Raw genomic sequence first — 12,525 nt, forward strand, 5'->3', positions numbered from 1 at the left:
ACATTTTCTTTGTTTTTGCAAGCGCTTACCAAAGAAATCGCCCTATGACTTTCTCGTTTCCGTCTTTTACTAATTTTTCATTTTGTGGTATAATTGAAATAATTGTAACGAATCAAGGTCAATCTAGACACAAAATGGAATGAAATCAAGCAAATCTATGTTAAAAGTTTGGAATAAGCTGACCTGTAAATAGAAAGGAACTATATGATTTACAAAGTTTTTTATCAAGAAACAAAAGAACGTAGCCCACGTCGTGAAACAACACGCGCACTTTACCTAGACATCGATGCCAGCTCAGAACTCGAGGGCCGTATCGCTGCTCGCCAACTTGTCGAAGAAAATCGCCCAGAGTACAACATCGAGTATATCGAACGCTTGTCTGACAAATTGCTAGATTACGAAAAAGAAACTGGCGCCTTCGAAATCACGGAGTTCTAATATGGCCTATACTCTTAAACCTGAAGAAGTCGGCGTTTTTGCCATCGGTGGTCTGGGAGAAATCGGGAAAAACACATACGGAATTGAATACCAAGATGAGATTGTCATCGTCGATGCTGGGATTAAATTCCCAGAAGATGACTTGCTTGGTATCGACTATGTCATTCCTGATTATTCTTACATCGTAGACAATATCGACCGCGTCAAGGCTGTTTTGATTACCCACGGACACGAGGACCACATCGGTGGCATTCCTTTCCTACTCAAGCAAGCAAATGTCCCTATCTATGCTGGACCACTTGCCTTGGCTTTGATCCGTGGAAAACTCGAAGAACACGGCCTCTTGCGCAACGCCAAACTTTACGAAATCAACCACAATACTGAGTTGACCTTTAAAAATCTCAAGGCAACTTTCTTTAGAACCACTCACTCTATTCCAGAGCCTTTGGGGATTGTCATTCATACTCCTCAAGGAAAAATCGTTTGTACGGGTGACTTTAAGTTCGACTTTACTCCAGTTGGTGAACCAGCAGACTTGCACCGTATGGCATCTCTTGGTGAAGAAGGCGTTCTCTGTCTTCTTTCGGACTCGACAAATGCAGAAATTCCAACCTTTACCAACTCTGAAAAAGTCGTTGGCCAGTCCATCATGAAGATTATCCAAGGCATAGAGGGACGTATCATCTTTGCATCCTTTGCCTCAAATATCTTCCGTCTCCAGCAAGCAACAGAAGCTGCTGTTAAGACTGGGCGCAAGATCGCTGTCTTTGGTCGTTCTATGGAAAAGGCCATTGTCAACGGAATCGATCTTGGCTACATCAAAGCTCCTAAGGGAACCTTTATCGATCCAAATGAAATCAAAGACTACCCTGCAGGAGAAATTCTGATCCTCTGTACAGGTAGTCAGGGTGAGCCGATGGCAGCCCTCTCTCGTATCGCCAACGGAACCCACCGTCAGGTACAACTCCAACCAGGTGATACAGTTATCTTCTCTTCAAGTCCAATCCCTGGAAATACGACTAGCGTCAACAAGCTGATTAACATCATTTCTGAAGCTGGTGTCGAAGTTATCCACGGTAAAGTGAATAATATCCATACATCTGGACACGGTGGTCAGCAAGAGCAAAAACTCATGCTCCGCTTGATTAAGCCAAAATACTTCATGCCTGTCCACGGTGAATACCGCATGCAAAAAGTCCACGCTGGACTAGCGGTAGATACTGGTGTTGAGAAGGACAATATCTTTATCATGAGCAATGGTGATGTGCTTGCCCTTACTGCTGACTCAGCTCGTATTGCAGGTCATTTCAACGCCCAAGATATCTATGTCGATGGAAATCGTATCGGTGAAATCGGTGCTGCTGTCCTCAAAGATCGTCGTGATCTATCTGAAGACGGTGTCGTTCTGGCAGTCGCAACTGTTGACTTCAAATCACAGATGATTCTATCTGGTCCAGACATCCTCAGCCGAGGCTTTGTCTACATGAGAGAATCTGGCGACTTGATTCGCCAAAGCCAGCGAATCCTCTTCAATGCCATTCGTATCGCACTGAAAAACAAGGACGCTAGCGTTCAATCTGTCAATGGTGCCATTGTCAACGCTATTCGCCCCTTCCTCTATGAAAATACCGAACGTGAACCGATTATCATCCCGATGATCCTCACACCAGATGAAGAATAAAGCAAGAAAACAGCCCCGACGGAGCTGTTTTTTCTATGCTTTCTTTTTAGATTAAAACTCAATAAAAATCGAAATCAGACTAGAAGGCTAGGCGAAAGCATAACTTGAGTTAGCTCCCATAGTTCGGGGAACTATGGGAGGCTGTAGATGAATCAAAGCCAAGCTTTGAACTCATTCGTAAGAAGCCGACGACGTATCATTTTGATTTTTGAAGAGTTTTAGAAATACTACGATTTTTACCTTCAAGATACACCATCAAAATAGAAATATCTGCTGGGTTTACTCCCGAAATACGGCTGGCTTGGCCGATGGTTTCTGGATTGATGAGTTTGAACTTCTGACGGGCTTCTGTCGCGATAGAATCAATGTCATCCCAGTCTATATTGGATGGAATGCGTTTTTCTTCCATGCGTTTCATCTTAGCAACCTGGTCCATGGCTTTGGAAATATAGCCTTCATACTTGATTTCTGTTTCAATCAATTCGATAATCTTGTCATCCAAGTCCTCTGCAGCTGGTCCGATGAAGGCCACCACATCTTGGTAAGAAACTTCTGGACGGCGAAGGAATTCCTTAGCTGTCACTGCATCTGTCAACGGCTTGAAGCCCATCTCCTCAACCTTAGCATTGGTTTCCTTGACTGGCTTGAGTTTGATGCTGTCTAGGCGTTTCATCTCATTTTCAAATTGATTTTTCTTGATTTCAAAGCGAGTCCAGCGTTCATCATCCACAAGACCAATCTCACGGCCCATCTCAGTCAAACGCATATCAGCATTGTCATGGCGGAGAATGAGGCGGTATTCAGCACGACTGGTCAAAAGGCGATAAGGCTCAATCGTTCCCTTGGTCACCAAGTCATCAATCATCACCCCGATATAACCGTCACTGCGCTTCAAAATCAATTCAGGCTTGCCTTGGATTTTCAGAGCCGCATTGATCCCAGCGATAATCCCTTGGCCTGCTGCCTCTTCGTAACCTGACGTTCCATTAGTCTGACCAGCAGTGAAAAGTCCGGAGATTTTCTTGGTTTCCAGAGTCGCACGCAACTGGTGAGGCAAGACCATATCATACTCAATGGCATAACCTGTCCGCATCATCTCTGCATTTTCCAAACCTTTGATAGAATGAACCAAGTCACGTTGGACATCCTCAGGCAGACTGGTTGAAAGTCCTTGGACATAGACTTCCTCTGTATTGCGCCCTTCTGGCTCAAGGAAGAGTTGGTGGCGTTCCTTGTCCGCAAAGCGCACAATCTTGTCCTCAATCGATGGACAGTAACGAGGCCCCACTCCCTTGACCACACCTGTAAACATAGGCGCACGGTGGAGGTTATTTTGGATAATTTCATGACTGGTACCATTGGTATAGGTCAACCAGCATGGCACCTGATCCTTGACATAATCCTCATCACGTGAAGTGTAGGAGAAATGATTAGGCGCTTCGTCTCCTGGCTGAATCTCGGTCACATCGTAATTGATAGAAGAAGCCTTGACACGTGGGGGGGTTCCTGTCTTGAAACGACCCATTTCGAGGCCCAATTCCTTGAGATTATCAGCAAGGTTAATAGAAGCTAGGCTGTGGTTAGGACCTGATGAATACTTGAGGTCTCCGATGATAATTTCCCCACGGAGAGCAGTCCCTGTCGTCACAATAACAGCCTTAGCAGCGTATTCTTGATGGGTAGCTGTACGAACACCGACAACCTTACCATCTTCAACCAAAATCTCATCAATCATGGTTTGACGAAGGATCAGATTTTCTTGATTTTCAACCGTCTTGCGCATTTCCTTAGAGTAAAGCTCCTTGTCAGCCTGCGCACGAAGGGCACGGACAGCTGGCCCCTTCCCTGTGTTGAGCATCTTCATCTGGATGTAAGTCTTGTCAATGGTTTTGGCCATCTCGCCACCGAGGGCATCAACTTCACGCACGACAATTCCCTTGGCAGAACCACCGATAGAAGGGTTACAAGGCATGAAAGCCAGCATTTCAATGTTGATGGTCGCAAGTAAGACCTTGCAGCCCATACGGCTAGCTGCTAGGGATGCTTCTACCCCAGCGTGTCCCGCACCGATTACAATAATATCGTATTCTTCAGTAAAATTATAAGTCATATTTCTCTCCTATTCCTCAAGATGGATGTGTCTTAGTTGGCCGTTCCAATCGGGTAAGGCTGTTTTTAAAAAGGCTGGAACTAGTTGAAAATCCTCAAGCTTATCCAAGTCAATCCATTCACAGGGCTGCGTCTTCTCATCTTCCTGCATGGTCAATGGGGCATCTTCAAGCAAATCCACTAAGTAATGAAACTCGATGTTGTGATAGGAAACACCGTCCTGTTCAAAACGATTTTCAACCACAAAAGCTAGCTGCCCAGCTTGAGCTTCGACACCCAATTCTTCCTTCACTTCGCGGATTACCGCTTCTTCCGTGCTTTCATTGACTTGAATCGCACCGCCAATAGTGTAATACTTGCCCTTATCTTTGGTGACTAGGAGCTTGCGATTTTGGAGAATCAAGGCTGTCGCCCGAACACCAAAAACTGTATTTCCTACTTTTGTCCGAAAGTCTTGCTGAGTCATTTTTGTCCTTTCCCTTAAACGACACAAAAACAGTCAAAACTCCAGAGAAGTGCAGGACAAAAAAGCCTGCAACATCCATGAGCTTTGACCATCATTTCTATTGCTTTTATTATTGTAGCAAATTGAGAAAATTTGTCAATCTAAATGTACTGACAAACTTGTCCATCGCGGTAAGCATTGTCAATCAAACCGCCACCTAGACACTCTTCGCCATCGTAAAAGACAACTGCCTGTCCTGGTGTAATCGCGCGTTGCGGTTCTGCAAATATAACCTCTGCCTTATCTCCTTTGACATGGACGGTCACCTCAGAATCAGGCTGACGGTAGCGGAATTTAGCCGTACATTCGAGCGTAAACTCTTCTGGCATTTCACGAGTAAAGTGGACTTGACTGGCTTCTAGGCTGGTTGACATGAGCGAATCATGGTAGAATCCTTGACCGACATAGAGGATATTCTTGCTTAGGTCTTTTCCGACAACGAACCAAGGGGCATTGTCACCGCCGTGTTGCCCACCGATACCCAGACCGCCACGCTGACCAATCGTATAGTACATAAGACCTGCATGCTCGCCCATATCGCGACCATCCACAGTCATCATGCGACCAGGCTGAGCTGGCAGGTAGTTGCTGAGGAAGTTTTTAAAGTTCTTTTCTCCGATAAAACAAATCCCTGTCGAGTCTTTCTTCTTAGCAGTCGCAAGTCCTGCTTCTTCTGCTAGTCTGCGAACTTCAGGCTTCTCCAAATGTCCCAGAGGGAACATGGTTTTTTGAAGTTGTTCTTGCGAAAGTTGACTGAGGAAATAGGTCTGATCCTTGCCATTGTCCACGCCACGAAGCATGTGAACGATGCCATCCTCATCACGCGCCACTCGGGCATAGTGCCCAGTCGCTACATAGTCTGCCCCCAAGGTCATGGCATAGTCCAAAAAGGCCTTGAACTTGATTTCCTTGTTGCACATAACATCTGGATTTGGCGTGCGCCCTGCACGGTATTCCGCTAGGAAATACTCAAAAACGCGATCCCAGTACTCTTTTTCAAAATTGACAGAGTAGTAAGGAATGCCGATCTGGTCTGCCACCGCAGCCACATCCTTGTAATCTTCGGTCGCCGTACAGACGCCGTTTTCATCTGTGTCATCCCAGTTCTTCATGAAGATACCGATCACATCGTAGCCCTGCTCCTTGAGCAAAAGAGCCGTCACCGACGAATCAACACCACCACTCATCCCCACGACAACACGTGTTTTAGAGTTATCACTCATGGTAAGTCTCCCATCTATTCGTTTATTCACGATTGAAGGTCGTGTGTGCTTTAACGATTGAAGGTCGCTTGAGCAGTATTCATTATAACATGCTTGGTTGGAGAAGACAAGAAAGAGGCTGTCAATAGACCAACCTCTTATTCTGAACCTATCACTCTAGCACTTTCTAGCTTCATTCGCTTTCTTAGCAACTGCAATCTGGTATTTCACTTGGTCAAATCCTGTACCTCCCAAGGAATTTCGTCTTTGAACAGCAGTTTTAGGTTGCAAGTAGACATAAATATCCTCGGCAATGAGGGAATGATAGGTTTGTAATTCCTCCAAAGTCCAATCTTGAATATTTTTAGCAGACTTGATAGAGTCTAGCACTAATCTTCCCACAACCTCATGAGCTTCTCTAAATGGCAAGCCTTTTCCTGCCAAATAATCTGCCAACTCAGTCGCATTTGAAAAGTCCTTCTCTGTCGACTCTTGCATTTTTTCTTTGTTCACCTGCAAGCTGGATAACATACCTGCCAATACATCAAGGGAATTTAAAATCGTTTCGACCGTGTCAAACATTCCTTCCTTATCCTCTTGCAAATCCTTATTATAAGCTAAAGGCAAGGACTTCATGACTGTCAATAATCCAAACAGATTCCCATAAACTCTGCCAGTCTTTCCTCGAATCAACTCAGCCATATCTGGATTTTTCTTTTGGGGCATAATAGAGGAGCCTGTTGTAAACGTATCTGACAAGGTAATGAATTGGTACTCAAAGCTACACCAATTGATCATTTCTTCACAAAAACGGCTCATATGCATCATGAGTATGCTGGCATTTGATAGAAATTCTAAGATAAAATCGCGGTCACTAACAGCATCCAAAGAATTTGTATAAGGTTGCTTAAACTCCAGCAAATCGCTAGACAATTGGCGATCAATGGGGAAAGTCGTCCCTGCCAAAGCTGCTGCACCTAGAGGGCATAAGTCTGTATGCTTCTGGTTGAATTCAAAACGTTCACTGTCTCTTTGAAACATATTGTAGTAAGCCATCAGATGGTGGGCAAAACTAATAGGCTGGGCATGTTGCAGATGGGTATAGCCCGGCATGATCGTCTCCACATGATTTTCCGCCAAGTCTAATAAAACACCCTTGAGATGAGCCAGTTTATCTAGAACATGGCCTAGTTGTTCCTTGAGATACAAGTGCATATCTGTCGCAACTTGGTCATTTCTAGAACGAGCCGTATGTAGCTTCCCTGCAAGGGGACCAATTTTTTCTGTCAGCAACACTTCCATATTCATATGAATATCTTCGTTTGCAATATCAAAGTCAAGTTGACCTGCCTCTAGCTCTTCTAGGAGCTCTTTCAAGCCTGCTTGAATCTTTTCTGACTCCTTCAAACTCAAAATGCCCGTCTGACCCAACATCTGAACGTGGGCTAAAGAACCAATCACATCAAATTTAGCTAATTTCTGGTCAAAAGATATACTCGCACCAAAGCGTTCTACCCAGTCTTCGACAGTACCTTCAAAGCGACCACCCCATAATTTTGTATTCTTAGCCATATCACATCCACCTCTCTATCCAATCGTCCTATTTGGCGCTTTTTTGAACCTCAGAATGAACCTTGGTTGGAAGTCCCCACAACTTAATAAAGCCAACAGCTGCATCTTGGTCAAAGGTATCTGCACTGGTATACGTCGCCAAATTTTCATCGTAAAGAGAATTTGGTGATTTCCGAGCCACGACCTGAGCGCTCCCCTTATAGAGTTTAACTTTTGCAGTTCCATTGACAACTTTTTGAGTCTCTTTAATATAAGCAATCAAGGCTTGTGTAGCCGGGCTAAACCACAAAGCATTATAAATGAGATTTGATAATTCATTTTCTATAATTGGTTTAAAATGAGCCACTTCTCTCACAAGCGTCAAGTCCTCAATTTCCTTATGAGCTGTCAGCAGGGTCACCGCCCCTGGGCATTCATAGATTTCTCTTGATTTAATCCCAACCAAACGATTTTCCACATGGTCAATCCGTCCGACCCCATGTTTTCCAGCTATTTCATTGAGTTTTTGAATCAAATCTGCCAATTTTAGCTCTTCTCCATTGAGGGAAACTGGAACGCCTTCACTAAACTCAATCTCAATGTATTCTGGCATATCTGGAGCTTGCTCTGGAGAAGTTGTGATGCCAAAGGCTTCTTCTGGAGCCTGATTCCATGGATTTTCCAAAATACCACACTCATTGGCACGTCCCCAAAGATTTTGGTCGACAGAGTAGGGATTGTCAAGGTCAGCAGGAACAGGTACCCCATTTTCCTTGGCATAATGAATTTCTTCCTCCCGAGACCATTTCCATTCACGAACTGGTGCAATCACTTTTAAATTGGGATCCAAGGCTGCAATCGATACTTCAAAACGCACTTGGTCATTCCCCTTACCTGTACAACCATGAGCAATTGTAGTCGCTCCTGTCTGATGCGCTATTTCAACCAATTTTTTAGAAATAAGAGGGCGGCTCAAGGCAGATACCAAGGGGTACTTTTGTTCATAATAGGCATGTGACTGGAGAGCTACTAGCACATAATCTGTAGCAAATTCGTCCTTAACATCAATGACATAAGATTCGACTGCCCCAACCTTGAGAGCCTTATCATGGATGAAATCTAAGTCTTTCCCTTCACCCACATCCATACAAACTGCAACAACATCATAGTCTTTCTTTAACCAGGTAATAGCAACTGATGTGTCTAAACCGCCAGAATAGGCCAAAATTACTTTTTCTTTACTCATGTTCTTTTCCTTCTTTCTATTTTTCAATGGATGCTTTAAAGGCATCCTCAATGAGTTTGTCTAATTCCCCAGACTCCTTCAACTTTTGAATGGTTTTATCGACTGCCTCTTTCAATTCCTTGCTATCTTTTTTCATGGCGACCGCGTAGGAATCATCTTGCTCTTTTTCAAAATTGAGGTCTGCGATTGCTAAATCAGGATTATTTTCCACAAATCCCTTGGCAACTGGTTCTTCAAAAATAACGGCATCCACTTGTCCTGATTTTAAATCTGTGATTAAATTCCCATTTTTAGGCAGAGATACGAGGGAAGAATTTTGTAGCAAATCTTTCGCCATCGTCTCTTGAATCGAACCTTTCTGCGCCCCAACCTTTTTCTGCGCCAAGTCGTTTACAGACTGATAAGTGGCTAAGTCAGATTTTTTGACAATGAGCTTATTTTTTGAAGTATAGTAGGGAGTTGAAAAATCGAACACCTTGCTCCGTTCATCTGTCTTAGAAACACCAGATATGGCAAGATCGGCTTTTCCTGATTGAACACTAGCCAGTACATTGTCAAAACTCATGGGAGATAGTTCCAATTCGACACCTAGTTCTGTTGCGATAGCCTTGGCTAATTCGATATCTGAACCCACAATCTGATTTTTCCCATCAACCACTTTTTGGTATTCAAATGGAGCAAAATCTGGATTGAGGGCTACAACTAATTTTCCTTTGGACTTGATGGCTTCAATTCCAGCCGATTGATTGTTACTACAAGCAAATAGTAGGGGGAGCATCACTAAACCAAACATCGTCATCAACACCTTCTTCATCTTATTCATAACAAAGCCTCCTTTATGTTTATTCTTTTTATTTGTATAAATAATACTCCTATACTCATCATTTGTCAAGCCTAAATTGTAATTTTTTTCAATTTAAAACAAAAAAACCTAGAAATATTACATAAAAATGTCATTCCTAGGCGTATTTATGCTATTTCTCTCTGGAAAACATGAGTATTCAGTCAGTCAAATGAAGCTGAACGAACTCATTTTCCCTCGCCCAATTCAATGATCCGATGACATTGTTGGGCTACATAAGCATCGTGGGTCACAATAATAACTGTTTTCCCCTCGCGATTCATCTCTAAGAGAAACTTCAAGACCAAATCTCTATTTTCAGGATCCAGCGAACCTGTTGGTTCATCGGCTAAAATCAGCTGGCTGGGTTTTAATATGGCTCTAGCAACTGCAATTCGTTGTTGTTCGCCACCAGATAACTCAGAGACCTTTTGGTGCAAAGTAGCTGACAAACCTACTCTCTCTAAAATCTCTTCCACCTTTTTGAGCTTGTCTTTCTTAGACAATTTTACATATTTCAGCGCCAGCATAAGATTGTACTCGACCGTTTCATCATCAATCAGGGCAAAATTTTGAAATAGGTAAGAGATATGTTCACGGATTATTGTTTGTGACTTGGCAGAATTAACCGCTAGATTTGTCTGGTCAAAAATCTCATACCGTCCGCTATAATCACCATCTATCAAACCTAATAAATTTAACAAGGTCGACTTACCACTACCACTCTTGCCAACAATAGCTACCAAATCCCCCTGATCAATCCTGAGAGACAAGTGATCCAAAATCACTTTTCCCCCAATGGCTTTGGTAATATTTTCCAACTCAATCATAAGATGCCCCCTTTCAATAACTCTACTAAACTTCTTTTCTCCATCCTAGAAGCCAAGATTAGCACAAATAGTATATCCAAACATGTAAAGCCTGCAAACAGCAGGAGTGGTAAGAGCGCATGGGCAAAGAAAATCAATACTAGAAGAGGGAGACTATAGCCCAGCAAGAGCAGAACGAGGAGAGGACGGTAGCGATCGACCAGTTTCCACCCCATAAACTTCTTGGTGATAATATCCCTGCGCTTCAACAAGAAAGTAGTAACGAGTAAAAAGTAGGAGACAATCATACTGAGAAGAGCAAATAAGGCAAAAAGAACGTTAAAATTACGAACAGAATCCCGATAGGTATCAACTATCCCCTCTTGAATTGCTTGAATCGATGAAAATTTTAAATAATTTCCATCTGACAATTTCTCAACTAACTCTGTAATCTCTTTTTGATGTTGAACCGTATTTTCAATTTTCATCGGATTATTTAAGCCAGTTGTTGACAGGGAGGCTTTCTCATCCCACATCATATCAGAATCATTGACCAAGCTAATAATTGGATTGGAGAGATTTTCCTTTCGCTTATCACTATATGGGAAAAATGACCAATCTCCTTCATAATAGGCAATCTCGACATCCATCTCCTCTATCGTTCGTTTTTGCTGCTCTTCATACTTCATCGAATGAAAGGCAATTAACTTCCCCAAGAGCTGATTTTTATCTTCTTCACCTTTCGTACTTGCTGGCATCAAAATAACTTTTTTAATACCGGTATCTGGTAGCTTGAATCCCTTGCTCTTTAGAAAATTGCGATTGGCATAGTAAACATCCACCGTATCTGTTAACTGATATTGCTGAATCTGTTCTGATTGGACAAAATTTTTTACAGGAAGACTGCTACTCTGCACATAGCCCGCCTGCGTTTTTTCTACCAAATCCTGATAAAATCGATAGAAATAATCTGTAGATTTCCCTGACCCTGCTAGCTCTTCTTGCCACAGATTATCATTGAGTTTGAAGGTTTCTAAGGTCAGGTAATTACCTTGACTTACCCACTGTTGCTGATAAGCAAGTTCTTTGTTTTCTTGTTCTAAACTTCTGCCCACCCCAATCAGTAAGGCCGTCAGTAAAATAGTTGTCCCTATTTTCATCACATAATTGAAGATAAGACCAAGTTTGACAGATGAAAAACCCTTCAACATGGAACTGACTGTCATTTTCTGAATCATCAGGTAGGTCAGCCAACTGATGAATAAATACAACTGTAAAAGCAGAAATTGGGATAAGAGTAAACTTGGGAACAGAAGTTTTGGTCTGTAGTCCAGCACTAAAAATAGTCCCAAGTCAATGATAAGACTTCCACCCAAGAGAAGATAAAAATTAGTCTTTACAAAACCAGCTAAAATCGCCCTGCTTTGGAAACCAAGTAACTTTTGAACCCCCACTCGTTTCATCTCCATCATCGGCTGATAAACTGTCATTAAAATCACAAGCAAGATTGCCAAGATAAAGATAATGATAGATAGTAACAACTCTTGATTTAGCACTCCAACCTGACTTCGGTAAGTGGGTTCTAATAAAATCGTCTTATCTATCTGGAAAAAATCACTCCACTTTTGTAGAATGGTATCGCGATCTATCTCTTTGCTGGAGGTAATCATGTAGCGCCCATTTACAGTATGGGATTTATCCTCAATATAGGATTGGAAGGTCTGGAGTCGAATGAGTTTCACCTTTAAAAAGGTGGGAATGGTTCCTAGATTATTGGGAAGATCCTGGTTGCTGTAGACTCCCTTCTCATTCTTTGAAAAATCAAGAGAAGTCAGACCGAACTCCTGATAGGGGAAGGTTTCCTTATTAAAAACACCAGCCTTGACGGCTTCATCGCCATTATCTACTTTGATAATAGAGACCTTGTCTTGATTTGCAACCTCTTCAAAAAATTGGAGAATCGTTTCTGTCGGTTTAGTGACATCTTTCAAGTACAAGTCAAATGAATAGGTTGTCTTGCCCATCTCCTGAATCCGCACTATTTCACGTGTAACATTTACATTCAGGACAAAAAACGTAGTACACAGCAAGAGCAGGAGCATACAAAGATGACTGATTTTTTTCATAGAGATACCTCCCGTGA

10 protein-coding genes are annotated in these 12,525 nt (G+C 42.6%); 2 read left to right on the top strand and 8 right to left on the bottom strand.

Annotated elements, in window-relative coordinates:
- Positions 1-204 precede the first annotated feature (204 nt).
- Together HW098_RS05345 and HW098_RS05350 are read left to right on the top strand one after the other, a co-directional pair.
- Positions 205-438: a DNA-dependent RNA polymerase subunit epsilon gene (locus HW098_RS05345; protein WP_000639575.1), complete on the top strand. Its 234-nt coding sequence runs from the start codon at positions 205-207 to the stop codon at positions 436-438.
- A 1-nt stretch (position 439) separates the two neighbouring features.
- Positions 440-2,119: a ribonuclease J gene (locus tag HW098_RS05350; RefSeq protein ID WP_176139484.1), complete on the top strand. Its 1,680-nt coding sequence runs from the start codon at positions 440-442 to the stop codon at positions 2,117-2,119.
- 196 nt (positions 2,120-2,315) lie between these two features.
- Here HW098_RS05350 and mnmG read toward each other — a convergent pair whose 3' ends face one another.
- The 8 genes from mnmG to HW098_RS05390 form a co-directional block, all read right to left on the bottom strand.
- Positions 2,316-4,229 (bottom strand): tRNA uridine-5-carboxymethylaminomethyl(34) synthesis enzyme MnmG, encoded by a 1,914-nt coding sequence (gene mnmG, locus HW098_RS05355; protein ID WP_176139485.1) that lies wholly within the window; start codon positions 4,227-4,229, stop codon positions 2,316-2,318.
- Between the two features lie 9 nt (positions 4,230-4,238).
- Positions 4,239-4,694 carry an NUDIX hydrolase gene (locus tag HW098_RS05360; protein WP_176139486.1) on the bottom strand — a complete coding sequence of 152 codons (456 nt, stop codon included), beginning with the start codon at positions 4,692-4,694 and terminating at the stop codon, positions 4,239-4,241.
- 140 nt (positions 4,695-4,834) lie between these two features.
- Positions 4,835-5,956: a tRNA 2-thiouridine(34) synthase MnmA gene (mnmA, locus tag HW098_RS05365; RefSeq protein WP_176139487.1), complete on the bottom strand. Its 1,122-nt coding sequence runs from the start codon at positions 5,954-5,956 to the stop codon at positions 4,835-4,837.
- Between the two features lie 156 nt (positions 5,957-6,112).
- Positions 6,113-7,507, bottom strand: coding sequence for an argininosuccinate lyase (gene argH / locus HW098_RS05370; protein ID WP_176139488.1), 1,395 nt, complete (start codon positions 7,505-7,507; stop codon positions 6,113-6,115).
- A gap of 28 nt (positions 7,508-7,535) precedes the next feature.
- Positions 7,536-8,732 carry an argininosuccinate synthase gene (locus HW098_RS05375; protein WP_176139489.1) on the bottom strand — a complete coding sequence of 399 codons (1,197 nt, stop codon included), beginning with the start codon at positions 8,730-8,732 and terminating at the stop codon, positions 7,536-7,538.
- A gap of 16 nt (positions 8,733-8,748) precedes the next feature.
- A complete protein-coding gene (locus tag HW098_RS05380; protein WP_001038480.1) occupies positions 8,749-9,555 on the bottom strand; it encodes an ABC transporter substrate-binding protein in 807 nt (268 codons plus the stop codon).
- A 206-nt stretch (positions 9,556-9,761) separates the two neighbouring features.
- Positions 9,762-10,403, bottom strand: coding sequence for an ABC transporter ATP-binding protein (locus HW098_RS05385; RefSeq protein ID WP_176139490.1), 642 nt, complete (start codon positions 10,401-10,403; stop codon positions 9,762-9,764).
- On the bottom strand, positions 10,400-12,508 hold the full coding sequence (locus HW098_RS05390; protein WP_176139491.1) for a bacteriocin-associated integral membrane family protein: 2,109 nt from the start codon (positions 12,506-12,508) through the stop codon (positions 10,400-10,402). Before HW098_RS05390 ends, HW098_RS05385 begins: the two co-directional genes overlap by 4 nt.
- Positions 12,509-12,525 lie beyond the last annotated feature (17 nt).

This window comes from Streptococcus sp. 1453 (genome assembly GCF_013276955.1).
Classification (GTDB): domain Bacteria; phylum Bacillota; class Bacilli; order Lactobacillales; family Streptococcaceae; genus Streptococcus.